The sequence below is a fragment of the Stenotrophomonas sp. PE591 genome (genome assembly GCF_018320795.1).
In the GTDB taxonomy this organism is placed as follows: domain Bacteria; phylum Pseudomonadota; class Gammaproteobacteria; order Xanthomonadales; family Xanthomonadaceae; genus Stenotrophomonas; species Stenotrophomonas maltophilia.
This window is the reverse complement of the sequence record NZ_JAAOKO010000010.1, coordinates 1-24412: the sequence shown is the minus strand read 5'-3', so window position 1 is coordinate 24412 and position 24412 is coordinate 1. Positions and strand designations below refer to the sequence as shown.

General features: G+C 67.2%; 17 protein-coding genes, 1 pseudogene and 1 riboswitch. Of the genes and pseudogenes, 12 read left to right on the top strand and 6 right to left on the bottom strand.

What is annotated here, in order from left to right; all coding sequences use genetic code 11:
* The first annotated feature begins 83 nt into the window (after positions 1-83).
* The gene (locus tag JLDANKMP_RS18855) at positions 84-515 is read left to right on the top strand and encodes a YkgJ family cysteine cluster protein (RefSeq protein WP_005407630.1); all 432 of its coding nucleotides are present in this window, start codon (positions 84-86) and stop codon (positions 513-515) included.
* A 114-nt stretch (positions 516-629) separates the two neighbouring features.
* On the opposite strand, the gene JLDANKMP_RS18850 is transcribed toward JLDANKMP_RS18855, so the two are convergent.
* From JLDANKMP_RS18850 to JLDANKMP_RS18835, 4 genes are all read right to left on the bottom strand, one after another.
* Entirely contained in the window at positions 630-1520 is an 891-nt protein-coding gene (locus tag JLDANKMP_RS18850) for an alpha/beta fold hydrolase (protein ID WP_212561839.1), read from the bottom strand.
* Positions 1521-1614: 94 nt separating this feature from the next.
* Positions 1615-2631, bottom strand: coding sequence for a 3-oxoacyl-ACP synthase III (locus JLDANKMP_RS18845; protein ID WP_004135358.1), 1017 nt, complete (start codon positions 2629-2631; stop codon positions 1615-1617).
* 103 nt (positions 2632-2734) lie between these two features.
* Entirely contained in the window at positions 2735-3052 is a 318-nt protein-coding gene (locus JLDANKMP_RS18840; RefSeq protein WP_212561838.1) for a DUF4156 domain-containing protein, read from the bottom strand.
* 248 nt (positions 3053-3300) lie between these two features.
* On the bottom strand, positions 3301-6150 hold the full coding sequence (locus JLDANKMP_RS18835; protein WP_212561837.1) for a pitrilysin family protein: 2850 nt from the start codon (positions 6148-6150) through the stop codon (positions 3301-3303).
* Positions 6151-6565: 415 nt separating this feature from the next.
* Between JLDANKMP_RS18835 and JLDANKMP_RS18830 the strand changes: the two genes are divergently transcribed.
* Complete coding sequence (locus JLDANKMP_RS18830; RefSeq protein WP_005407626.1) at positions 6566-7042, top strand: hypothetical protein; 477 nt, start codon at positions 6566-6568, stop codon at positions 7040-7042.
* Between the two features lie 69 nt (positions 7043-7111).
* Complete coding sequence (locus tag JLDANKMP_RS18825; RefSeq protein ID WP_005407625.1) at positions 7112-7591, top strand: tRNA (cytidine(34)-2'-O)-methyltransferase; 480 nt, start codon at positions 7112-7114, stop codon at positions 7589-7591.
* 308 nt (positions 7592-7899) lie between these two features.
* Here JLDANKMP_RS18825 and JLDANKMP_RS18820 read toward each other — a convergent pair whose 3' ends face one another.
* On the bottom strand, positions 7900-9063 hold the full coding sequence (locus JLDANKMP_RS18820; RefSeq protein WP_024956299.1) for an acyl-CoA dehydrogenase family protein: 1164 nt from the start codon (positions 9061-9063) through the stop codon (positions 7900-7902).
* 315 nt (positions 9064-9378) lie between these two features.
* Here JLDANKMP_RS18820 and JLDANKMP_RS18815 point away from each other — a divergent pair, with 315 nt between their 5' ends.
* The gene (locus JLDANKMP_RS18815; RefSeq protein ID WP_005411892.1) at positions 9379-11055 is read left to right on the top strand and encodes an electron transfer flavoprotein-ubiquinone oxidoreductase; all 1677 of its coding nucleotides are present in this window, start codon (positions 9379-9381) and stop codon (positions 11053-11055) included.
* A 65-nt stretch (positions 11056-11120) separates the two neighbouring features.
* On the top strand, positions 11121-11522 hold the full coding sequence (locus tag JLDANKMP_RS18810; RefSeq protein WP_005407622.1) for a c-type cytochrome: 402 nt from the start codon (positions 11121-11123) through the stop codon (positions 11520-11522).
* On the opposite strand, the gene JLDANKMP_RS18805 is transcribed toward JLDANKMP_RS18810, so the two are convergent.
* Entirely contained in the window at positions 11516-15115 is a 3600-nt protein-coding gene (locus tag JLDANKMP_RS18805) for a transporter substrate-binding domain-containing protein (RefSeq protein WP_212561836.1), read from the bottom strand. The two genes, JLDANKMP_RS18810 and JLDANKMP_RS18805, sit on opposite strands and share 7 nt — an antisense overlap.
* A 75-nt stretch (positions 15116-15190) precedes the next feature.
* Here JLDANKMP_RS18805 and JLDANKMP_RS22470 point away from each other — a divergent pair.
* From JLDANKMP_RS22470 to pnuC, 7 genes and pseudogenes are all read left to right on the top strand, one after another.
* Positions 15191-15815, top strand: a pseudogene (locus JLDANKMP_RS22470) (response regulator).
* A gap of 378 nt (positions 15816-16193) precedes the next feature.
* Positions 16194-16964 (top strand): hypothetical protein, encoded by a 771-nt coding sequence (locus JLDANKMP_RS18795; protein ID WP_212561835.1) that lies wholly within the window; start codon positions 16194-16196, stop codon positions 16962-16964.
* Between the two features lie 112 nt (positions 16965-17076).
* Positions 17077-19068, top strand: a complete 1992-nt coding sequence (locus JLDANKMP_RS18790; RefSeq protein ID WP_212561894.1) for an XVIPCD domain-containing protein — start codon at positions 17077-17079, stop codon at positions 19066-19068.
* A 245-nt stretch (positions 19069-19313) separates the two neighbouring features.
* A complete protein-coding gene (locus JLDANKMP_RS18785) occupies positions 19314-19721 on the top strand; it encodes a glycine zipper 2TM domain-containing protein (protein ID WP_014645533.1) in 408 nt (135 codons plus the stop codon).
* 125 nt (positions 19722-19846) lie between these two features.
* Positions 19847-20971, top strand: coding sequence for a phosphotransferase (locus tag JLDANKMP_RS18780; protein WP_099485218.1), 1125 nt, complete (start codon positions 19847-19849; stop codon positions 20969-20971).
* 123 nt (positions 20972-21094) lie between these two features.
* Positions 21095-21190, top strand: a riboswitch (TPP riboswitch).
* 71 nt (positions 21191-21261) lie between these two features.
* Positions 21262-23451: a TonB-dependent siderophore receptor gene (locus tag JLDANKMP_RS18775; protein WP_212561834.1), complete on the top strand. Its 2190-nt coding sequence runs from the start codon at positions 21262-21264 to the stop codon at positions 23449-23451.
* An 8-nt stretch (positions 23452-23459) separates the two neighbouring features.
* Entirely contained in the window at positions 23460-24029 is a 570-nt protein-coding gene (gene pnuC, locus JLDANKMP_RS18770) for a nicotinamide riboside transporter PnuC (RefSeq protein ID WP_049449555.1), read from the top strand.
* Positions 24030-24412 lie beyond the last annotated feature (383 nt).

Here is a 24412-nt window from a genome sequence, read left to right as displayed (position 1 = left end):
AGAATTTCTTGCGCGGCGGCTCACTTCGTGGAAAATCCGCACCCTCGTTCCTGATTCCGACTGCCGCCCGAGGCGGCTTGCCCATGCAACATCCCTGCATGACCTGCGGCGCCTGCTGCACCCAGTACCGCGTGGCCTTCCACTGGATGGAATCAGACGAGGTCACCCCCGGCGGCGTGCCGCACCAGCTCACCGAGGTGCTGGACCCGCACCGCCTGTGCATGCGCGGCACCCATTCCAAGCCGGTGCGCTGCGTGGCGCTGGATGCGCAGATCGGCGTGTATTCACGCTGCACCATCCATCCCAACCGGCCCAGCGTGTGCCGCGAGGTGGATGCATCGTGGGAGTATGGCAAGGCCAGCCCGCAGTGCGACAAGGCGCGCATCGCCTATGGCCTGGATCCGTTGACGCCGGCCGACTGGCGCTGGCGCGATGACGCCGACAATGACGACGACCATCCGGACGACAACGGCAACAGCCCTTCCTCGCCGCCGCAGGCGCCGGTCGCCGCGTAATGGTAGTGCCGGCCGCTGGCCGGCAACCCCATCAACCCTTCGGGTGTGCCGACCCACGGTCGGCACTCACCGGAAGAGGAAGGGGTGTGTGCCGACCGTGGGTCGGCACACCGATCAGATCGGGTTGGCGTCCAGGAACGCGCGGATCTCCGGCACCAGCACCTCGTGCTTGTCTTCCAGCACGTAATGCCCGGCATCCTCGAACGCATGTACCTGGGCCCGCGGCAGCGCGGCCTGGAAGCCCTTCAGGAAGTGGTGGTCGAACACGAAGTCGCGCAGGCCCCAGCCGAGGAAGGCCGGCCGGTCGGCGAACGACGGCAGCGCCTTGCCGGCACGCTCCAGCAGCGACCACGCCTTGTCGGCCGGCGACAGCGGGATGTCCTGCATGAAGCGGATGGTGCTGATGCGGTTGGCCCAGCTGTTGTACGGCGACACGTAGGCGCGGCGCACGTCGGCCGGCATCTTCCGCTCCACGCCCAGCCACGAGGCACCGGAGGAGAACGCGTTGAAGGTGCGGATGATCCACTCGCCGATCTTCCAGTGGCGGCCCAGCGCGATCTGCCACGGCATCTTCTTCGCTGCCGGCATCGGGAACGCGGCGGTGTTGAGCACCACCAGGCGCTTCACCTGGTCGTGGTGCGACAGCGCCCAGCCGAAACCGATCATGCCGCCCCAGTCGTGCACCGCCAGGGTCACCGGGCCGGTGATGCCCAGATGCTTGAGCAGCGCATCGAGGTCGTCAACGCGCGACTGCAGCGTGTACTCGTAGCGGCTGTCATCGGGCTTGTCCGACAGGCCCATGCCGATGTGGTCCGGCACGATGCAGCGGTACGTGTCCGACAGGCCGGCGACCAGCGAGCGCCAGTAATAGCTCCACGACGGGTTGCCATGCACCATCACCACCACCTCGCCGTCGCGCGGGCCTTCGTCGAGATAGTTCATCGACAGGCCGGGGCGTACCTCGAAGCGCTGCGGGTGGGCGGGGTAACCGGGAAGCTGGGACATCGGATCGCACCTGTAGAAAGGGCCGGTAAACCGGCCCTTGAACACTTGGAAAAATCATCGCTGCCCGTCGTGCAGCAGGTCAGCGGTGACTCTTTTACCAGACCACTTCAGCCATCGAGCAATTCAGGCCCGAGCCGATACCCAGAAGCGCGATGCGATCGCCCTTCTTCAGCTTGCCCAGCTGCTTGAGCTTGCTCAGCACGATCGGCACCGAGGCCGGGCCGATGTTGCCGTGCTCGCCGAAGATGGTCATGACCTTCTTCGGGTCGATGCCGAAGTTCTTGATGAACGCGGCGGTGTGCGGCTGGCTGACCTGGTGGATCACGAACTGGTCCAGCTCTTCCACGGCCCAGCCCAAGGCGATCTTGGCGGCGGTGAAGGTCTTCTGTGCCAGCTTGATGCCTTCGATCAGCAGCAGGCGGGTGTCGGTGACCATCCGGTCCAGGTTGCCCAGGCACAGCTGGTTCCACTCGGTGGCCGAACGGGTGACACCGCCCTTGTAGCGCGGCGCGTCCGGCACCAGCTCCGAGCGCGCCATCACCATCGCCGCGGCACCCGAACCGGTGGTCAGGGCGGCCAGCTCGTTGCGGAAATCGTCAGCGGTGACGTCCGGGGCGGTCATGCGCTCCAGGGTCTTCTCGTACACCAGGTTGGCGGTCTCGCCGTCCACCACCAGCGCGTAGTCGATGTCGCCGCGCTCGATCATGCGCGCGGCGATGTCCATTCCGTTGATGAAGGCCAGGCAGGCATTGGCGACGTCGAAGGTCATGCACTCGTCGCTGACGCCGAGGTTGCCCGAGACGATGGAGGCCGTGGACGGCTCCAGGTAGTCGCGGCTGACCGAGGTGTTGACCAGCAGGCCAACCTGCGTCGCATTGATGCCTGCGTCTTCCAGTGCCTTGCGGCCTGCCATGGTGGCAGCGTCGGACGCCAGCACGCCGTTGTCCCACAGGCGGCGCGCGTGGATGCCGGCGATGTCGCCGAGCACGTCGGTGCGGATACCCAGGCGATCCAACGTCGGCTGCAGGCGTTCGTTGATTTCCTTGGTGGTCAGCGTATGCGGCGCGTCGACGTGTGCCAGGCCGGCGATCGAGACATTCTTGAAGAGCATCGAGGTTAGCGCCAAGGCTCAGGCAAAAGGGGGCGCTATTCTATAACCCCCGGGGCCTTCACCGCATCTTTACGAATTCAGCCTTGGCCGTATGGTGAAGCGTTCAGCGCGGCGTGCACTGGAATGCGGCGAAGCGCTGGCTGCCATCGGCCGGGGCAGCGGCGGCCTGCACGGCATTGGCGCCTGCGCTCGGGGCCTCGTTGCGGGCCAGGGTTTCCAGCTCTTCCTGCACGCGCAGCGGGTTGCGGTTGTAGAAGCCGACCTTGCTCTTCACGGTCACCACCACCTCGCCCTTGGCGATGCAGCCAGCGGGAACCGGGCCTGCCGGCAGCACGCGGGTCGCCTTGCCGGCCGGTTCGATCGGCACCCAGGTACAGGCGGTGACGGTGAGCAGCAGGGAGGAAAGCAGCAGAACGCGCATGGGCAGATCCTGGAAGGGTATGGAGGGATTCTGCCTGAACCGCCTGAATCGGGGGTAGCCGGTGGGGGGGGACGGATCCCCCGCAGGGGGTTGTGACCCCGCCTTCGGGTCACGGCGTTGCCGGCCAGCGGCCGGCACTACCAGGGCAAGGTTGCCGGCCAGCGGCCGGCACTACCACGGCAAGGTTGCCGGCCAGCGGCCGGCACTACCTGGGGAGGCCTGCCCGCGGGGGCGGGCAGGCGCATCCCTTATTTCTTGACCGGGTTGCCTTCGGCGTCGATCACCGTCACCTCGCCCAGGTTCAGCGCACGCACGGCCGCTTCGGTCTGCTTGAGATCACCCACCACCACCCAGGTCAGCGCCTGCGGCTTGATCTCGGCGGCGGCCTGCTGCACCTGCGCCGGGGTCATCGCCTCGATCTCGGCCTTGCGACGCAGCACGTAGTCGTCCGGACGCTTGAACTGCACGATCGAACCGATGGTCGAGGCGACCGCGCTGGCGGTCTCGTAGGCACCGGGCAGGCTCAGGGTCTGGATGTTGCGGATGCGGTTGACCTCGGCGGCGGTGGCCGGCTTGCTGCCATCGGCGAACGCGGCGATTTCCTTGCGCATTTCCGCCATCGCCGGGCCGGTCTTGTCGATCTGCACCGGCGCGCTGGCCATCCACGGGCGCTGGCCCACCGAGTTGATCGCGCTGCTGCGCGCACCGTACGACCAGTGCTTGTCCTCGCGCAGGTTCATGTTCAGGCGCGAGGTGAAGTCACCACCGATCACCCCGTTGGCGATATCGAAGCGGGTCGAGCTGGTGGCGCTGGACGGCGCCACCACCTGCCCTGCGAACAGGTTGGCCTGCACCGCACCCGGCTGGTCGATCAGGAACACGCGCGGGCCCTTCGGCAATGCCACGTCGGTGGCGGCCTTCACCTGCGGGGCGTCGCCCGCAGCCTTCCAGTCGCCCAGCTGCTTGTCCAGCAGCGGCACGATCTCGGCCAGGGTGGTGTCACCGACCACGATCAGGGTGCCGTTCTGCGGCCGCAGCCAGTCGCGGTGGAAGTCGACCAGGTCTTCGCGGGTCAGGCCGTTGATCGCTGCTTCGTCACCACTGCCGGTGAACGGAATGGCATACGGGTGGCCCTTGCCGTACAGCAGCGGCGGCAGCACGCGCATCGCCACCGCACCCGGGTTGACCTTCTCCTGCTGGATGCCGGCAATCCAGCTCGCCTTGACCCGGTCGATCTCGCGCTGCTCGAAGCGCGGTTCGCGCAGCAGGTCCCGATACAGCGCCAGCGACGGTGCCAGGTTTTCCTTCAGCGCCGACAGGTCCACGCTCATGGAGTCCAGGCCGGCCGAGGCATCCAGGCTGGCGCCCAGTGCATCAGCGGCATCGGCGAAGGCCAGCGAGCCGAGCTTGCCGGCGCCTTCGGTCATCAGGCTCATGGTGAAGTTGGCGGTGCCCGGCTTGCGGCCCTGGTCGGCGCTGAAGCCACCCGGGAACTGGTAGCTGAACTGCACCACCGGAATCTCGTGGCGCTCGGCCAGGATCACCTGGGTGCCGTTCTTCAGCGTGGCGCGCTGCAGCGCCGGGAACTTCAGCTGCGGGAACTCGCGGGTCTGCGGTACGCCGGCCTTGCGGTCGACCTGCTCGGGCAGCGTGCTGTACTTGGGATCCACCGCCGGCACGCTGAACGGCTTCGGCGCCTGGCTCGGGTCTTCCTTCAGCGCCACGCGCTCACCCGGTGCAATCACCAGGGTGTGGCTGCCCTTGTCCAGCCACTGCGCGCCCAGACGGCTCAGATCAGCAGCACTGGCCTTCTCGATGTTGGCCAGCGAGGTGCGGAAGCAGCCCGGGTCGCCGGTGAACACCGCGCACTCGGCCAGTGCGTCGGCCTTGCCGCCGAAGCCGCCGATGCGTTCGATGCCGCGGATGAAACCGGCGCGGGCACCGGTCTTGGCGCGCTCCAGTTCGGCCGCGGTCGGGCCCTGCTTGATCAGCCGGTCCAGTTCCTCGTCGATGATCTTCTCGACCTTGGCAGGGTCCTGGCCCTGCTTGACCGTCGCCATGATCACGAAGTTCGAACCCAGCTGCGACGTCGACAGGCCTGCCGCGATGCTGTCCACCAGCTTGTCCTGGTGCTGCAGGCGCTGGCTCAGCCGCGAGGACTTGGCGCCGCCCAGTACCTGCGCGAACAGCTGCAGCTGATCGACCTCGGTGGTACCGACCTGCGGCACGTTCCAGGCGCGGTAGATACGCGCCTGCGGCACCTTGTCGGTCATCGTCTCGCGCGTGTCGGCGCTGCGCTTGGCCACGTTCACCGCCGGCTGCGCCATGGTCGGGCCGGCCGGGATGCTGCCGAAGTACTTGCCAACCTTTTCCTTGGCGGTGGCCAGGTCGATGTCGCCAGCCAGCACCAGCACGGCGTTGTTCGGGCCGTACCAGGTGCGGAACCAGGTCTTCACGTCATCCAGCGACGCCGCGTTCAGATCGTTCATCGAACCGATCACGCCGTGGTGGTACGGGTGGCCAACTGGATACAGCGCCTTGTTGAGCTGGTCCCAGGCCTGGCCGTAGGGCTGGTTCTCGCCCTGGCGCTTCTCGTTCTGCACCACGCCACGCTGCTCGTCCAGCGCCGCCTGGTCGATCGCACCGACCAGATGGCCCATGCGGTCCGATTCCATCCACAGCGCCATGTCCAGCGCAGTGGTGGGCACGTTCTCGAAGTAGTTGGTGCGGTCGGTATTGGTGGTGCCGTTCTGGTTGGTGGCGCCGACCTGCTTGAACGGCTCGAAGAATTCGCCGTCGTGGTTTTCGCTGCCCTGGAACATCAGGTGTTCGAACAGGTGCGCGAAGCCGGTGCGGCCGGCCGGTTCGTCCTTGCTGCCGACGTGATACCAGACGTTGACCGCGACGATCGGCGCCTTGCGATCGGTGTGCACGATCACGCGCAGGCCGTTGGGCAGGGTGAACTGCTCATACGGGATATCGACCTTGGCCGGTGCGGCCGGCTTTGCCGCCAACGCATGGGAAGGCACAAGCGTGCCCAGGGCGGTGCTGAGGGCAACGGCCAGCAGCGCAGTGCGCGGGCGAAGGGCGAGAGACATATCCGGATCCTTGGTCACATAGGTGAACCCCGATCCTAGCGTGCGCGCGCAACGGCAGGAATCGGTCGCCAGTCACTGGGGGTGTTTGCCCCTGTGCGCCATCCGCGGAGCCGATCTGCCCTGTCCGAGCCGTCACAAGCACCCGCCAGCAACGTCCGGACAGTGTCCGCAGCACATCGAATGGACAGGTGTCCGCCCGCCGGACACTTTTCGATGACCATAAAACCCTTGCAAATCAATAATTAAAAGTTGGCACGGGGATTGCTTGGTACTTCCTGCACCAGGAAGGGCTTCAGACAAAAGCTGACTGAAGACTGAACAAACGAAGGAAATCGAAAATTTTCCTTGCAAGCCCAGAATTGGTGTACTACCTTACTACCACACCACTGATCACCAACACTAAACAGGCCCCGTCATGAACGCCAAGACCATTGCCATCGCCATCGCCCTGATCGCCGGCACCGCGGTTGTTTCGTCGGTGCAGGCCTCCGAATCCATCAAGACCCTGTCCACCGTGCAGGTTCGCCCGGCCGCCGACCAGTTGGCCCAGCAGGCCTGGGAACAGGCCAGTGGCATCCCGACCCTGGCCACCGTGGAAGTGCGCCCAAGTGCCGACCAGCTGGCCGAGCGCAGCGGCTACGTCGCCGCCCCGGTCGCCGCCGCGATGCCGATCACCACCCTGGCCTCGGTGGAAGTGCGCCCGAGCCTGGAACAGCGCGTCGCCCTGGCCGCCGAGCTGGAAGCCCAGCGCTACGCCGCCACCCTGGCCGCAGCCGCCACCAGCGTCGCCAACCAGGTGATCGTCAACCTGCCGGCCCTGCAGGTGCGTCCGAGCGCCGCCGACCTGCAGGCCCTGGCCACCGAAACCGCCCAGGTCCTGCTGCGCCCGTAAGCGGTGCCGCCCTGCCTCGCGCAGGGCGTGCGCCGTAAAGGCGGCGGTCGTCGCAGGTACACTGCGCCGATGAATGCCGCGCCCCAGTTCCACGTGATCCTGTTCCAACCGGAAATCCCGCCCAACACGGGCAATGTGATCCGGCTCTGCGCCAACACCGGCGCGCAGCTGCACCTGGTCGAGCCGCTCGGCTTCGCACTGGAAGACAAGCAGCTCAAGCGCGCCGGCCTGGACTACCACGAGTATTCGCGCCTGCAGGTGCACCCCGACCTGGACACCGCGCTGGCGCGGATCGCACCGAAGCGGTTGTTCGCCCTCAGTACGCGTGCCAGCGTCCGCTATGACAGCGTGGCGTTCGAAGACGGTGATGCCTTCCTGTTCGGCCCGGAAAGCCGCGGCCTGCCGCAGGACGTGCTCGATGCCTTGCCCGATGGCCGCCGCCTGCGCCTGCCGATGCGGCCGGACAACCGCAGCCTCAATCTTTCCAACACCGTTGCCGTGGTGATGTACGAAGCGTGGCGGCAGCATGGGTTTGCCGGCGGCGCGTAAACCGCTCCGGGGTGGCTATGGATCGCTGCTGGTGGGTGTGACCTGCTTCTGGTGGGTGTGACCTGCTTCTGGTGGGTGTGACCTGCTTCTGGTGGGTGCGGACCTTGGTCCGCACCGATGCCCGATCGCGCGCTGAAGGAATGTGCCGACCAAGGTCGGCACCCACCAAAGGCAGGTTCAGGGGACTGCTGAGAACGTCTGGTGGGTGTGGGCTGCTTCTGGTGGATGCGGACCTTGGTCCGCACTGTTCCCCGGTCGGGCGCCGAAGGAGTGTGCCAACCAAGGTTGGCACCCACCGGAACCAGGTTTCAGAACGCGTTGATGCCGGTCAGTTCGCGGCCGATCACCAGCTGGTGCACGGTCTCGGTGCCTTCATAGGTGATCACCGATTCGAGGTTCAGCGCGTGCCGGATCGCCACGTGTTCGGTGGTGATGCCAGCGCCACCCAGCAGGTCACGGCATTCGCGGGCGATGTCGATCGCCATGCGGCAGTTGTTCCACTTGGCCAGGCTGACCTGCTGCGGCTGCAGCTGGCCGGCTTCCTTCAGGCGGCCCAGCTGCAGGGCCAGCAGCTGCGCGGTGGTGATGCGGCGGGCCATCTCGGCCAGCTTGATCTGCGCGCTCTGCGTGGCCGCCAGCGGGCGACCGAACAGCACGCGCTCCTTGGCATAACCCAGCGCTTCATCCAGGCAGGCAATCGCCGCACCGATCGGGCCCCAGCTGATGCCATAGCGGGCCTGGGTCAGGCAGCCCAGCGGCCCCTTCAGGCCCTTCACGTTCGGCAGCCGGTGGCTGTCAGGCACGCGCACGTCATCGAAGAACAGCGCCCCGGTCAGCGATGCGCGCAGGCTCATCTTGTGCTTGATCTCCTGCGTGGTGAAGCCGGCCATGCCCTTTTCCAGCACGAAACCCTGGATGCCGTCCTCGGTCTGCGCCCAGACGATGGCCAGGTCGGCCACCGGGCCGCTGGTGATCCACATCTTGCTGCCGCTGATGCGCCAGTCGCTGCCGTCGCGCACCGCGCGGGTCTTCATGCTGGCCGGATCGGAACCCCCATGCGCCTCGGTCAGGCCGAAGCAGCCGATCAGCTCGCCGCGCGCCATCGCCGGCAGCCACTGCTGGCGCTGTTCCTCGCTGCCATAGGCGTAGATCGGGTACATGCACAGCGAGCTCTGCACCGAAACGAAGCTGCGCAGGCCCGAATCGCCGCGCTCCAGCTCCTGGCAGATCAGGCCGTAGCTGACCGCGCCGAGGCCACCACCGCCGTACTCGGTCGGCAGGGTCGCACCGAGCAGGCCCAGTGACGCGATCTCCGGCACCAGTTCATCGGGGAAGCGGGCCTGGTCGAAGGCATCGCCGATGATCGGCAGCACGCGCTCGTTGGTGAAACGGGCGACGCTCTCCTGCACCGCGCGCTCTTCCTCGTTGAGCAGGGAACGGACATCGAACAGATCGTACGGATGCAAAGCCATGGCACTCACGCGCAGTCAGGACCGGGCCATTGTCGGTCATCCGCAAGCATCGCGTCTGGTAGGTGTGGACCTTGGTCCACACGGATGCGGGTCCGGGCGGTGAAACAATGTGCCAACCAAGGTTGGCACCTACCCGGCCGCGAGCATTACGCTGCACTGCAGCAATCATGGTGTGAACATCGGCGATCTAGCTCGATCACGCGCGTCCCGGTACCCTGACACATTCAAACAACCGTTTCGCCCGTGGCTGCACGCGCGATTCCCAGGCACCGCCGGTGGCCCCGATGCCGGCCCTACCCACGAGTCATGCAATCGATGAGCGCTGAAGCCAACGCCCTGCCCCCGCGTGAAGTAATGGAATTCGACGTGGTGATCGTCGGCGCCGGCCCCGCCGGCCTGGCCACCGCGATCCGCCTGCGCCAGCGCGCGATCGAAGCCGGCCGCGAATTGTCGGTGTGCGTGCTGGAGAAGGGGTCCGAACCAGGCGCGCACGTGCTGTCCGGCGCGGTGATGGACCCGCGCGCACTGACCGAACTGTTCCCGGACTGGGCCGAGCGTGGCGCACCGCTGAAGCAGAAGGTCACCCGCGACGAATTCCTGTTCCTCAGCGAAACCGGCGCACGCAGCACGCCCAACGCGCTGCTGCCGGAGTGCTTCCACAACGAAGGCAACTACATCATCAGCCTGGGCGAAGTGACCCGCTGGCTGGCGCAGCAGGCCGAGGCGCTGGAAGTGGCGATCTTCCCGGGCTTTGCCGCCGCCGAAGTGCTCTATGGCGACAACGGTGAAGTGATCGGCGTAGCGACCGGCGACATGGGCATCGAGAAGGACGGCAGCATCGGCCCGGCCTTCGAGCGCGGCATGGCGCTGCACGCCAGGTACACGATCTTCGCCGAAGGCGCACGCGGCCACCTGGGCCGCCAGCTGATCGCCCGCTACAAACTCGACGAAGGCAAGGATCCGCAGGCCTACGGCATCGGCATCAAGGAACTGTGGCAGATCGACCCGGCCAAGCATGAGCCGGGCCTGGTGGTGCATGCCGCCGGCTGGCCGCTGGACAGCGACACCTACGGCGGCGCGTTCCTGTACCACGCCGACGGCGGCAAGGTCGCCATCGGCTACGTGGTCGGCCTGGACTACAGGAACCCGTGGCTGAGCCCGTTTGAAGAGTTCCAGCGCTTCAAGACCCACCCGTCCATCCGCAAGCACCTGGAAGGCGGCACCCGCATCGGCTACGGCGCGCGCGCGATCACTGCCGGCGGCCTGCTGTCGCTGCCGAAGACCGTGTTCCCCGGTGGCGCGCTGGTCGGCTGCGAGGCCGGCTACCTCAACGCCAGCCGCATCAAGGGCAGCCACGCCGCGATCAAGACCGGCATGCTGTGCGCCGATGCCGCGTTCGATGCACTGGCCGCCGACCGCCAGCACGATGAACTGAGTGCCTACCCGACGGCGTTCGAAGCCAGCTGGCTGTTCACCGAACTGCAGCAGGCCAAGAACTTCAAGCAGTGGTTCAAGAAGGGCCAGACCGTGGCCACGCTGATGACCGGCGTGGAGCAGTGGCTGCTTCCCAAGCTGGGCGTGCGCAACCCGCCGTGGACCCTGCACCGCACCCAGCCCGACCACGCCTGCCTGGAACCGGCGGCCAAGCACACCCGCATCGCCTACCCGAAGCCGGATGGCGTGCTGACCTTCGACCGGCTCAGCTCGGTGTTCCTGAGCAGCACCAACCACGACGAGAACCAGCCCAGCCACCTGACGCTGAAGGACCCGAGCATTCCGGTGAAGGTGAACCTGGCCGAGTACGCAGGCCCGGAAGCGCGCTACTGCCCGGCCGGCGTGTACGAGTTCGTCGGCGAAGCCGACAGCGCGCGCCTGCAGATCAACGCGCAGAACTGCGTGCACTGCAAGACCTGCGACATCAAGGACCCCACCCAGAACATCGTGTGGGTGACCCCGCAGGGCGGCGGCGGCCCGAACTACTCGGGCATGTGAACGCCACGGGCTGCGACCGAGCGTCGCAGCCCGTCGCTTGCCGCGCACCGCTATCCTGCCCGCCCATGCGTGCATCATTCCTGCTCATCGCTGTTGCCGTGGCCCTGGCCGCCACGGCCTGCCAGCGCCCGCCTGCAGCGCCCGCCACGCCGGAACAGGCGCAGCAGCAGGCCATGCAACGCGCGTTCGAGTTGTGTGCCGGCTGCCACACCGTGCAGCCTGGCGGCATCCACCGCTTCGGCCCGAACCTGCACGGCGTGATCGGCCGTCGCGCCGGCAGCCTGCCCGACTACGGCTATTCCGACGGCATGCGCCGCGCCGACATCACCTGGTCCGCGCAGACCCTGGATGCGTTCCTGCAGTCGCCCACCCATGTTGTACCGGGCACACGCATGTACAACGCCTTCCCCAGCGCCGAACGCCGTGCGCTGGTGATCGCCTACCTGCAGCAGCAGTCGGCTCAGTGAGCCAGGCGCTGCAACTGCTGTTGCAGCCGCGCCACGAATGCCGCCACCGCGGTGAACAACGGCACCGGATCGGTCTCGGCCGCATCCTGCAGGCGCTCGACCAGGGCATTGGCCTGCGCAGCCAGCACCGTCGCTCCCACCGCGCCCAAGCCACCGGCCTGGCGATGCAGGTGCAGCGCGGCAGCCTCACGGTCGCCGGCCTCCAGCGCGCGCTGCACAGCGGCCAGGTCACCTGCACTGGCCTGCAGCAGGCTGTCGCGCAACTGCTCGGCCACCGCACGTGAGCCGAAGCGCCGCTGCAGGCTGTCCAGATCGGGCAGCGTCCTGTCATCGACGGCAGCGGACTCGGCCAGCGGCTCCTTGAACCGTTGCCCCTGCGCCTGCGGCAACCAGCGCAGCAGTGCCGCGCGCAGTGTCGCCAATGACAATGGCTTGGCCAGCACCTCATCCATCCCGGCTTCACGGCAACGACGTGCATCGTCGTCCAGCACGCTGGCGGTCAGCGCCAGTACGGTCAGCCGCGGCTGGCCGTTGCGGCCTTCGCGTTCGCGCAGCAGGCGGGTGAAGGCGAAACCATCCAGTACCGGCATCCGGCAATCGGTAATGACCAGATCAAAGTGCTCCGATGCTAGGCGATCCAGCCCCTGCTGGCCATCGCCGACCAGCACATGCGGTACACCCAGCTGCTGCAGCCGCCAGGCCATCATCGCCTGGTTGGTCGGATGATCTTCGATCACCAGCACGCGTGCCTGGCGCAGCGCCGGCGGCAGCAGCGCCGCCTGTTCCTGCTCGGCGACCAGCGCTTCAACATCACTGCTGCCGGCTTCCACCAGCGACAGCCGCACCTCGGCGCGGGTGCCCTCGCCCAGCGTGCTGTGCAGTTCCAGCTCGCCGTCCATCATCTGCACCAGGCGCTGGCAGATGCTCAGGCCCAGGCCGGTTCCACCATGGTCGCGCTGGATGTACGCACCGGCCTGGGTGAACGGCGCAAACAGGTGCTGCAGCTGTTCCGGTGCGATGCCGATGCCGGTATCGGTGACGCTCAGGCACAGCGGCTGGCTGCCGTCTTCGGTGGTCGGCCCCAGCACTTCCAGCTGCAGCCGCACTTCGCCGCGCACGGTGAACTTGATGGCGTTGCTGAGCAGGTTGAACACGATCTGGCGCAGGCGCACGCCATCCACTTCGTGCGCGGCTGCCAGCTGCGGATCGATCTGCACGTGCAGGTCCAGCCCACGTGCACTGGCCTGCGCAGACAACAACCGGCACACGCTTTCCAGCAACGGCCGCAGCGGCTGCGGTACCGGCTCCAGCCGCAATGCGTTGGCCTCCAGCCGCGAGTAGTCAAGGATGTCGTCAAGGATCTGCCGGAGCATCTGCGCCGAATCCTCGATCACGCCAAGGATGCGTTTCTGTTCTGCATCCAGCGGTGAGTGCGCCAGCACTTCCAGCATCCCCAGCACGCCACTCATCGGTGTGCGGATCTCATGGCTCATGGTGGCCAGGAAGCGGGATTTCGCCTCGGCCGCCTGCTCGGCCTCGGCCTTGGCTGCGGTCAGCGCATCCGCTTGTGCACGAGCCTCGCTGGCATCCACCCAGTAGCCACTCCAGGTCACCACACCGGCTTCGGCGGCATAGGGTTGCGCCTGGGTGCGCACCCAACGCGGGCCCGCTCCATCGCCCCGCAGGCGGAATTCCAGCATGAGCGGTGCGAACTGGTGCGCGGCCTGTTCGACCACCTGCAGGATGCGCGCGCGATCGTCCTCTTCGACGCGTTCCAGCAACATCGTGGCGTCCTGCTCAGCCTGCTGCCGGGTGATCCCGAACAGCGCCTGGAGGTCACCGGCAATGAACGGGAAGCGGAGCGTGCCATCAACCTCGCGACGGGCCTGGTAGACCACGGCAGGCAGGTTGTCGGTCACTTCGGCCAGGCGCTGTTCCAGCTGGCGGCGCCCGGCCACCTCACGGCGCAGGCGCCAGTAGCCGATGCCATGCACCAGCAGCGCGGTCAGCAGCACCAGCAGCAGCGGTACACCCCAGCGCAGCGTGCTTCGCCAGTCGATGCCGTTGTGGTACTCCACCGCCAGCCAGTCGCCGCGCAGCGCTTCGCGCTCGCGTGGCGTCATCTGCAGCAGCAAGCGATCGAAGGTCGTGGCGAGCGCCGCATGCCGGCGCTCCACGGCCAGTGCCAGCTGGTCGTTGAAGCCCGCGGGCGCGGCAACCTGCAGGCGCCCCGGGAAACGCGTGCGCAGCAGGTGGTCGACCAGGGCCAGATTGCCCACGTAGGCGTCGGCCTCACCATCGATCAGGCGTTGCATGGCCTGTTCGGCGCTGCGCGCGGCGACGATCCTGGCCTGCGGCGCCTGCTGCAGCACGTAACCGCGTACGCGCTCCGGATCCGACAGCAGTACGCGCTTGTCCTGGAGGTCGGACAGGCCCAGCAGCGCCGGGCTGTCGTGGCGGCTGACGATCACGTTCGGCACGCTGATGAAGGGTTGGCTGTACACCCAGTCCGGGCCCAGATAGTGCGAATCGACCGGAATGCCCATCACCGCCTGCAGCTCGCCGCGGCGCGCCTTCTCGCGCACCTCGTACCAGTCATGGCTGTTCTGCGCCTGCAGGTTGGCACCGGCCTGCATCAGCCGCGCCAGGTACTCGCTGGCCAGGCCGCTGGGCCTGCCATCCTCGTCGGCGAACGACAATGGGGCGGCGTTTGGCGCGAAGCCGATCTTCAACGGCTGTTGCAGAACCCGCTTCTCGGCCTGGCTGAGCGCCAGCTGCGCCGATGCCGACCACTGCGGCAGGGGCAGCCAGCGTTGTGCCAGTGCATCGCGCTGGGCCTGGCTGGTCGCGGCCAGCGCCAGGTCCAGCGCTTCGGCCAGCGGTTGCTTGCTGTTGGGAACGCCGAAGTGCATCCGTTCGGGAGGCAGGTCGCTCGGACGCAGCAGGACGACACCCTGCAGGTGCTGGCGTGCGATCAGTTCGGTGGCAACGTAGGCATTGCCTATGTAGACATCAGCTTTGTCGTCTCTGACCATCTGCAGCGCAGCCAACGAGCTGTTTGCGACAAGCTGCACCGCACGCGGGAAACGTGCCCGCACCTGCGGTCCGGTCAGGAAATCCTGCTCGATGACCACCCGCAATCCGTCCAGGTCGGGCATGTTCGAAGCACGCAGATCGCCCGGCCTCCCCACCAGCGCCAACGGCGCCTCGCCATAGGCAGCGGTATAGACCATGCACTGGGTGCGGTCGGCACTGAGACCGACATTCATTACCACGTCGATCTCGCCACGACAGGCCGCATCCAGCACAGATGTCCAGTCGGAATAACGCCTCGCCTCGACCTTCACACCCAGTTGACGGGCGAGAAGCGACAGATAATCCGGCCCCAGGCCAACCTGCTGGCCATCACGGAGGGACTCGAACGGCGGCCAGCCGCTGTCATACTGGCCCACGACGATGCTTGGATGGGCGGCGAGGTACTCGCGCTGCAGGGGACTGAGCGGCAACAGCCCAGGCACTGCCTGTGCCAGCGCCACGGGCAGCACCAGCACGGCCAGCAGCAGGACCAGCCCGCGAACAGCCCAGCTACGCATCGGCGTCGATCTCCTAGAATCCTGACAGGGCCGCGATGGTCGCGGCCCGGCTTGCCCGGTGGCCATACTAGAGCAATGAGCTTGCGCATCATCATCGCAGACGACCACCCTGTGGTCCGTATCGGTACCCGCGCCGTCATCGAATCGAGCGGGGTCGGCCGCGTGGTCGGCGAGGCTGACAGCGCGCAGGCGCTGATGGCCCTGCTCGGCAGCCAACCCTGCGACCTGCTGGTGACCGACTATTCCATGCCGGGCAGCCCACAGGCCGACGGCTTCGCCATGATCGGCATGATCCGCCGCCGCTTCCCCGACCTGCCGGTGCTGATGCTCAGCGTCTCCAACAACCTGGCGATCCTGCGCATGGTGCTCGACAGCGGCGTGCTCGGCCTGGTCGATGGACGAACTGCCGCAGGCCATCCAGGCGGTCTATCGGGGCCAGCCCTACATCAGCCGGAGCCTGCGTGAGCGGGTCGAGGCTGCGGGCAGCTGGCGCATGCGCGAGGGCGACGGCAAGCCGTTGTCGCCACGCGAGGTGGAAGTGCTGCGGCTGCTCGGCACCGGCATGACGGTGAAGGAGATCTCGCTGCAGCTGCACAAGAGCGTCAGCACCATCAGCCGGCAGAAAGGCGACGCCATGCTCAAACTGGGCCTGAAGGGCGACGCCGAATTGTTCGACTACCTGCGCGACGGCAAGATCTGAGAACCAGATCACACTGTAAGGGCATCTGTCACCGCCCTCTTTGACCGGCCGCCGTTCTGTGCCAAGATGACCCGGCATGGGTTTTCAATGCGAGGTCGAAGGAATCGACCGGCTCATGTCCTCGCTCCCGTCCCAGGTGGATGGGGTGCGGTTTCCTGCCGGCCGTCTGGCCCGGCAACGCTGACCATGGAGAGGCGCATGCATCACCCCCCCGAGCCATGTTGGACCCTGCCGTTGCGGCCCCTGCGCGCATTCGCGGCGTGCCTGCTCGTCTCTCTTTCCGCTGCGGCCTGCAGCGCCGCCGATCCGGCCCCCTCGTCCTCCCAGCCTGGCGCCCCCGTGCAGGCTGCCGATGCGCCCCGACAGGATGTTGCCCCGATGCAGAACACCTCTCCCGACACCGCCGTCACCCCGCCCGACGCGCCGACCGTGATGTATTTCACCTACCAGGTGGACGGTGATGGCGCGACCTCCTACGAGGTCCAGAACGGCAGCGTGGCGACCTTCTGGTTCGGCCACACCTTCACCCTCGATGGCACCACGTACTACACGGGTTTCTCCTGGGATACCCGCGAGCGCTACGGCAAGCCGGGCGAGCAGTCGCCGGCTGGCCCGGATGATCGCGCCAACCTCGCCGAGGCCACTTTCGTGTTGGCCGGCGCGGACGCCAAGAAGCCATGGAAGTTCCGTGGCCAGGAATGGACCATCGGCGCGCTGGGCGCGTACGACAAGGCCGACGATGTCGATACCCGGCGCAAGCCGCTTGAACATCGCACCGCCGACGGTCGCCTGCTGCTGGCGGTGCCGACAAGCAGCTTCGACCGCGGCATCAGCAGCACCGGCTATGCACTGCTGCTGTTCAACCCCAAGCGCAGCGAAGACGACGTGGACAGCAAGGTCTGGCGCTATGTCGGCTCGGTGCGTACGGGCGAGGACAACAGCGCCGCCTGCGACGAAGGCAACGTGATGCCCTGCACCGACAGCGATGGCGAACTGGCCTTCGCTGCCGACGGCAACGGCCTGCCGCGACTGACCGTGACCTTCAAGGGCACCACCATCGAAGGCCCCGGCAAGACCCGTGCGCTGGGTGCCGGCGACGCCGTGCACTACACCTTCGACAGCGCGACCCAGCAGTACGTCGCGCCCTGATAGCACCCGCCCACGCGCGGGTTTCCTGTTGACCGACATGTTCTTGACTCACGGATGAGTCCGGTTGGCGATTCGCGGCATGCGCCGCTCCATCAACCCCGAGGAAAACGTCATGGCACAGCATGACTACAGCAGAAAGGAAGTCCTGGACATCGTCGAGCAGGTCGCCCGGCAGAAAGGCCTTCCGGTCGATGACTTCATGCGCTTCGCGCACATCGAGACCGGCGGCACCTTCAACGAGCGCGCCCACAACACCTCGTCCGGCGCCAAGGGCCTGTTCCAGTTCGTGCCCGGCTCCGCGCGCCAGTACCACCTGACCGGCCACGAGTTCGACCCGACCCGCAACACCGAAGCGGCCGCAAAGATGTACCAGGACAACCTGGACTCGATGGCACGCCGCAACGAGCGCACCGGCCACCCGTACCTGTCCGGAGGCAGTACGCCGACCGGCCTGGACCTGTACCTGGCCCACCAGCAGGGCAGCGCCGGCTATGGCTCGGTGCAGACCGCGATTGCCACCGGCACCTTCGGCGTGGTCCGCAACGGCCACGGCGAAGAGATCAACATGCGCCGCAACGTGCTGAACCAGATCGGTTCCGACGCGAAGGCGCTGACCGGCCACACCCTGGCCGAGATGCGCGGCATGAACGATGGCGACCTGGCGCGGACGTTCTCCAGCTACTACATCCACAAGTACGCCGCGATCAGCATTCCGGAAAAGAACATCGCCCCGCAGACGGTGGCGCCGGGCCAAAGCCAGGCCCCGGCCGCGCCTGCACAGACCAGCGCAGCCGTGGCGGCGGGTGCAGCCACGCTGGCGGCAACCGCAGCGGCGGCCACCGCGCCGAAGCCGGGCATCGAACTGCACGCCGCCTACGACGCCGGCGTGAAGTACGACCATGTGAAGTACGCCATCAACATTCCGGGCCACGCGCTGTACGTACCGGGCAAGACCGGCAAGAACGTGGAGCAGGGCTACATCGACTGCTCCGGCTGGGTCGGCACGCTGCAGAACCGCACCATGGACGAGATCAACCAGAAGGCCGGGCATGCGGTCTTCAGCAAGGCCGATCGCATCGACCTGGGCAACCTCGGTTCCGGCGGCATCGTGCGCAAGGCATTCGACCAGTCCGGCGTGCTGCTTGACCGCGACGCGATCCTCAAGCCCGGTGCGCTGAAGGAAGGCATGATCATCGGCCTGGATACGGCCAGGACCCGCCACGAGCACTGGAACGGCATCGACCACATCGTGATGGTGGTGCGCGACCCCACCACCGACAAGCTGCTGATCAGCCAGTCAACCGGCAGCAAGGGCGTGCACACCATGCCGGTCGAGGACTACCTCAAGCAGGTGAAGGACCACCCGAACTGGAAGCTGTACGCCTCCGATCCACTGTCCAAGGCGCGCGACCTGCTGGAAAACCGCACCCCGTCGCACGAGCAGACCCAGGGCAAGCCTGCCGCCGAGCACAAGGCCGCTGCCACGCCGCACGCCGAACTGTACAAGCAGGGCGCGCACAGCGAAGGCGTGCGCAAGGTGCAGGAACAGCTGGGACACTTGGGCTACGTCGGTGCCGACGGCAAGCCGCTGGTCGAGGATGGCCGCTTCGGCCGCAACACCGACGCGGCGGTGCGCCAGCTGCAGAAGGACAACGGCCTGGTGGCCGACGGCATTGTCGGGGCGAAGACGCTGGAGGCCATCAAGGAAGCCCGCGAGCGCCCGCTGCTGAACGACGAACGGCACCCGCGCAATCCGCTCTTCATCCAGGCCAGCAAGGGTCTGGAACTGTTGCCGGCCGGCACCTTCAAGGATCGCCACGCGCTGGAAAGCGCCGCCGCGGCCCTGACCAAGGAGGCGCATGCCGCGGGCCTGCAGCGCATCGACACGGTGGTGCCCAGCCCGAACGGTGAGCGCCTGTTTGCCGTGCAGGGCATGATCGGTGACCCGGCGGCCAGCCGCGTGGCGGTGGACACCCGTGCCGCCAGCGAGCAGAGCATCGCGCTCAGCAGCGGTGCCGTGCAGGGCGCGCCTAACGTGCTGCACCAGCAGCAGGACGCCCAGCAGGAGCAGGCCCGGCAGGCACAGAAGGCGATGGGCGTCTAAGCCCGCAACGCCTTGGCAGAGAAGGGAGGGCCACGTCCGCGTGGCCTTTTCCCTTTCTGCCAGCTGAGCGGCCGAGGCCGCTTTCAGCCTTGCTTCATGCCGCCTGCCGCTAGATGAATGCGCAAGCCGCACGGTGGACGAGGCAATGTTCCGGCAATGTTGGAACGTCAGCGTGGTCTCCACGGCAGCCGGGGCGCCCGCGCCCTCCCTGCCCAGCGTGGCATGCACCTCACAGGAGAACGAACATGCTCAGTACTTCCACACTCAGCTTCCGTGGTCTGGCGATGGCCCTGGCACTGGTGGCCGGTGTCGCCGTGGTCAGCGATGCCAGCGCGATGTCGAGGAAGGACAAGCGCACCCTGGTCGGCGCCGTAGTCGGTGGCGTGGCCGGCAACCTGCTCTCCAACGGCGATCCCGCTGCCACCGTCGGCGGCGCCGTGGCCGGCGGCGCGATCGGCAACCTGACCACCTCCGACCGCCGCGACCGCCGTTACTACGACAATCGCCGTTACGACGACCGCTACGATCGCCGTTACGACCGTGGCTACTACCGCAGCGGCTACTACGACCGCGGTGATGACCGTCGCTGGCAACGCGAGCGCTACTACGACAACCGCTACTACCACGACCGCGGTCGCCATCGCGGCTGGTAAGCAGCGCGGCATCTCCCATGCCGATGCACGGACGGGCGGGTCGATGACCCGCCCGTTTGCGTTGGCCGCGTGCATGGCGTTGAATGCGCAGCCTTGGATGTGACTTTCCCCACCGGGGCTGCGGCATGACTTCTTCCTCCCACCGCGTGCAGGGCCTCAACAACGACGAGGTCGCTGCCGACTGGCCACCGATCAGCGCGGCGGACATCGCGTGGCTGCGCCAGCACTACCCGCAGCTGGACGAGCGCAGCCAACCGCACTGGCACAGCCCGCGGCCGCTGTCGGCTGCCGCCATCGTCAACGGCGCGAACGGAGCGGTGTTCGTCAAGCGCCATCACCACAGCGTGCGCAGTGCGGCCTGCCTGGAAGAAGAGCACCACTTCATCGCCCATCTCGCCGCAGCGGGCGTACCGGTGGTGCAGGTGCTGCCAGCGGCCGATGGCCACACGGCGGCCGAACATGGCGAATGGACGTTCGAGCTGCATGCGATCGGCGTCGGCGAGGACCTGTACCGCGACGCCGTGTCGTGGTCGCTGCTGACCGATGTCGCGCAGGCCCGCGAAGGCGGGCGCACACTCGCGCAGCTGCACCGGGCCGCCGCCAGCTACCACGCGCCCCAGCGCAGCACCCATGTGCTGGTCGCGCGCGACGATCTGATCCGTGCCGACGATCCGATCGCGGCCATCAAGGCAGGGCTGCACGAGCGTCCCGGGCTGGCCCGCTACCTCGCGCGCATTCCATGGGAAGCGCAGCTGCAGCGCGACGTGCTGCCGTGGCATGCCGGCCTGGCCGAGCGCCTGCGCGATGAGCCACGGTTGTGGGCGCACAACGACTGGCACGTTTCCAACCTGCTGTGGCGCGATGGGCAGATCAGTACCGTGCTGGATTTTGGCCTGGCCTCGCCCACCAGTGCGCTGTTCGACCTCGCCACGGCGATCGAGCGCAACGCGGTGGCGTGGCTGGAACTGGAGCGCGGCATGGAGGCGGTGCGCATCGATATCGCGCTGGCCCTGCTCGACGGCTACCGCCAGGTGCTGCCGCTGTCGGCGGCACGCGTGCACCTGCTGGCCGACCTGCTGCCGATGGTTCATTTCGACTTCGCACTGTCCGAAGTGGAGTACTTCGAAGGCGTCACCGGCTCGACCGCCAATGCCGACGTCGCGTGGCAGCCCTTCATGCTGGGGCATCCGGCGTGGTTCCACAGCGCGCCGGGACAGGCACTGCTGCAGGCGCTGCACGCGGCGGCGTGACCCGGTTGGCGCACCATTGGGGTCAGATCCCTTTCCTGCGGAAAGGGATCTGACCCCGCAGCCTGGACCCCGCAGCCTGAAGGACGCCGGCTCGCAAATCCGTACCATTTGTAGTGAAATGGTCACCTGAAGCGGGGGTGCCTGGATCTGCCAGGCTGAGAGAGTCCCTTGGAACCTGATCCGGTTTGCACCGGCGTAGGGAGCTTTGAGCCGCAGCCACACCCCCATCATGGGCCCTGTGCACCTGCGCGCCGTCGCTTCGTCTCCCTTGTTGTCCGAAGACGAACCGAATGAACCGCTGCCTGCGCCCCACCCTGCTCTCCCTCGCCCTCTGCGCTGCGCTGCCACTGCACGCCAGCGAGGCCGATGCGTCCCCTGATGCGGCTGCCACCGGCGCCGAGCGCTCGCCCACCGAACTGGCGGCGGTACGCGTGCAGGCCGGCAAACCGAAGGCCGATACCTCACACGTGAACGCCTTCGGTGGCGGCAGCTGGAAGGACACGCCGGCCTCGGTGAACGTGCTTGAGCGCGATTACCTCGACCGTCGTCAGGTGCGTTCGCTATCCGAGTTGGCCAGCAACGATGCCTCGCTGGGTGATGCCTATGCGCCGGTGGGTTACTACCAGAACGTCGCCATCCGTGGCTTTGCCCTGGACGCCGCCACCGGCTACCGCTTCAACGGCCTGTCCATCGCCGGCGAACAGCGCCTGGCGCTGGAGAACGTGCAGTCGGTGGAGATCCTCAAGGGTGAGGCCGGCCTGGCCGCGGGCGTGATGGCGCCGGGCGGCATCATCAACTACATCGGCAAGCGCCCGGCCGAAGTGCGCACCGCCACGCTCGGTACCGATTCGGAAGGCTCGCGCTACGTCGCCGTCGATGTCGGCCACTGGATCACCCCGCGTTTCGGCCTGCGCCTGAATGCCGCATGGGATTCCAGCAACTCCTATGTCGAGCACGCCGACGGTCGCCGCAACTTCTACTCGCTGGCCGCCGACTGGCTGATTGGCGAGCGCGGCAAGCTGGAAGTGGATGCCAATTACCAGACCAGCTCGCAGCGTTCGGTGTCCGGCTACCAACTGCTGGGCGCACGCGACCTGCCGCGTGGCGTCGACCGCGAACACCTGCTGGGTTACCAGCCGTGGCAGCGCCCGGTGGATATCGCCAGCACCAACATCACCGCGCTGCATACCTACGACTTCAACGAGGCCTGGCAGTCGCGCATCTCGGTCGGCCACAGCCGTTCGGTGATCGATGACAACGTCGCCTTCGCCTACGGCTGCTACTACGCCGTGCTGTGCGCCGATGGCAGCGTGCCGGGCAACTACTTCGCGCCCAACGGCGACTATGACGTCTACGACTACCGCAGCCCGGACGACACCCGTCGCAACCAGCAGGCCCGTGCCGAGCTGCGTGGCCGCTTCGAGACCGGCAGCGTCGGCCATGAACTGACCGTCGGTGCCGACTACTTCCGCCGCACCGTGGACAAGCGCCCGAGCGTCAACGAGTACGTCGGCACCAGCAACATCCACGAAGCACCGGTGCCGGTATTCGCGCCGTCGCCGAAGATGCCGGGACCGTCCGCACGTCGCCTGGACAGCCGCCAGACCGCGTTCTTCGCGCTGGACCGGATGAGCTTCGGCGATGACTGGCAGTGGCTGGCCGGTGGCCGCTTCGTGCGCCTCGATGAGCGCGCCTACGACAAGCGTGGCACCCCGCAGCGGCACAGCCGCCTGTCGCGCTTCCTGCCGCAGACCGCGGTGGTGTGGAAGGCCACCGACCAGCTCAATGCCTATGCCAGCTACGTGCGCGGCATTTCGCTGGGCCAGGAAGCGCCGTTCTGGACCAGCAACGCCGACACCTTCCTGCCGTCGGTGCAGTCGCGGCAGCTGGAAGTGGGCGTGAAGTACGTGCCGGTCGAAGCGCTGACCCTGGGCGCGGCCGTGTTCCGCATTTCGCAGCCGTACCAGTACGCCAAGCCGGACAGCAGCGACGTCGGCTACACCTTCGTCGAGGAAGGCACGCAGACCCACACCGGCCTGGAGCTGACCGCCAACGGCCAGCTGACCGATGCGCTGCAGATCGTGGCCAGCGCCAGCGTGCTGCAGGCGCGCGCGCGCGACACCGGCACGCCGGCCTATGAAGGCCATCAGCTGGTGAACGTGCCGAAGGTGCGCGCCAGCGTGCACCTGGCCTATGCGCTGCCGTTCGTGCAGGGCCTGGACGTGACCGGCGGCTGGCGCTATGCCGGTGCCAACGTGGCCCGCGCCGACGGTGGCGTGCGCGCACCCGACTATTCAGTGTTCGACGCTGGCCTGCGTTTCCAGCATCGCCTGCGCGAGCGCACGGTGACCTGGAACCTGTCGGTGGACAACGTGTTCAACCGCTTCTACTGGCGCGATACCGGCAGCAGCGGCGGTGACTACTACCTGTTCCCCGGCGCACCGCGACAGGCCCGCCTGTCGGTGACGTTCGCGCTGTGAGCGGCGTGATGCTCGAGTGGACCGCCGCACTGTGCAGCATCCTCGGCGTCTGGCTGATGGCCCGGCGCCGGCTGGCGGCGTGGCCGGTGGGCCTGCTGTCGGTGGCGCTGTATGGCCTGGTGTTCGCCGAGGCCAAGCTGTACTCGGATACCCTGCTGCAGGTCGCCTTCGGTGGCTTCCTGGTCTACGGCTGGCTCAACTGGCGGCAGCATGCCGCCGATGAGGGCAGCATCCGCATCGTGCCGCTGGCGCGCGGCACGCTGCTGCGCGACCTGGCCATCGGCCTGTGCGGTGGCGTGGCGCTGGGTGCAGCCATGCACAGCTTCACCGACGCTGCCCTGCCGTGGTTGGATGCGCTGCTGACCGGTCTGAGCCTGGTCGGGCAATGGTGGCAGGCACGCCGCCACGTGGCCTGCTGGTGGGTGTGGATCGCAGTGGACGTGGTCTATGTGGGTGCGTACCTGTTCAAGTCGCTGCACGTGACCGCCGCGCTGTACGTGTTCTTCCTCGGCCTGGCCGTGTTCGGCCTGCGCGCATGGAGCGCCGCCGCTCGCGAGCCACAGGTGGCAACCCGGTAGAGCCACGCCATGCGTGGCTGGGCTACCGGTAGTCGCCAACCTTGGTTGGCGTGCGTGCCGACCAAGGTCGGCATCTACCCAGAACATCCACGCATGGCGTGGATCTTATCTCTTGCCAATCTGGCACCTTGGGTGCCGAGAGCCCGGCGTGGGCGACCGTGTGGATCCAGGTCTTGCGACCGAGAAGTAGCTTGGGTCCCCACGCCGGATTCTCCCTGAACCGCCCGAACAGTTGGTTGAGTTGGCGCTCGAACTGATAAGACTGGGCAAGCGGGGAGAGCTCTCGACCCTGTCAGCCTAGCGGAGTTCTGCCATGTTTGGGATCGGGATCGATGTGAGCAAAGCCACGCTGGATGTGGCCGTCCATGGAGAGCAGTTTCGCC

Coding starts and splice junctions, on each gene's coding strand:
- JLDANKMP_RS18845 (WP_004135358.1), bottom strand. CDS start 2,631: ATGCTCTTCAAGAATGTCTCGATCGCCGGCCTGGCACACGTCGACGCG.
- JLDANKMP_RS18775 (WP_212561834.1), top strand. CDS start 21,262: ATGAACCGCTGCCTGCGCCCCACCCTGCTCTCCCTCGCCCTCTGCGCT.
- JLDANKMP_RS18835 (WP_212561837.1), bottom strand. CDS start 6,150: ATGTCTCTCGCCCTTCGCCCGCGCACTGCGCTGCTGGCCGTTGCCCTC.
- JLDANKMP_RS18780 (WP_099485218.1), top strand. CDS start 19,847: ATGACTTCTTCCTCCCACCGCGTGCAGGGCCTCAACAACGACGAGGTC.
- JLDANKMP_RS18805 (WP_212561836.1), bottom strand. CDS start 15,115: ATGCGTAGCTGGGCTGTTCGCGGGCTGGTCCTGCTGCTGGCCGTGCTG.
- pnuC (WP_049449555.1), top strand. CDS start 23,460: ATGCTCGAGTGGACCGCCGCACTGTGCAGCATCCTCGGCGTCTGGCTG.
- JLDANKMP_RS18815 (WP_005411892.1), top strand. CDS start 9,379: ATGAGCGCTGAAGCCAACGCCCTGCCCCCGCGTGAAGTAATGGAATTC.
- JLDANKMP_RS18785 (WP_014645533.1), top strand. CDS start 19,314: ATGCTCAGTACTTCCACACTCAGCTTCCGTGGTCTGGCGATGGCCCTG.
- JLDANKMP_RS18810 (WP_005407622.1), top strand. CDS start 11,121: ATGCGTGCATCATTCCTGCTCATCGCTGTTGCCGTGGCCCTGGCCGCC.
- JLDANKMP_RS18825 (WP_005407625.1), top strand. CDS start 7,112: ATGAATGCCGCGCCCCAGTTCCACGTGATCCTGTTCCAACCGGAAATC.
- JLDANKMP_RS18820 (WP_024956299.1), bottom strand. CDS start 9,063: ATGGCTTTGCATCCGTACGATCTGTTCGATGTCCGTTCCCTGCTCAAC.
- JLDANKMP_RS18790 (WP_212561894.1), top strand. CDS start 17,077: ATGGCACAGCATGACTACAGCAGAAAGGAAGTCCTGGACATCGTCGAG.
- JLDANKMP_RS18795 (WP_212561835.1), top strand. CDS start 16,194: ATGCAGAACACCTCTCCCGACACCGCCGTCACCCCGCCCGACGCGCCG.
- JLDANKMP_RS18855 (WP_005407630.1), top strand. CDS start 84: ATGCAACATCCCTGCATGACCTGCGGCGCCTGCTGCACCCAGTACCGC.
- JLDANKMP_RS18840 (WP_212561838.1), bottom strand. CDS start 3,052: ATGCGCGTTCTGCTGCTTTCCTCCCTGCTGCTCACCGTCACCGCCTGT.
- JLDANKMP_RS18850 (WP_212561839.1), bottom strand. CDS start 1,520: ATGTCCCAGCTTCCCGGTTACCCCGCCCACCCGCAGCGCTTCGAGGTA.
- JLDANKMP_RS18830 (WP_005407626.1), top strand. CDS start 6,566: ATGAACGCCAAGACCATTGCCATCGCCATCGCCCTGATCGCCGGCACC.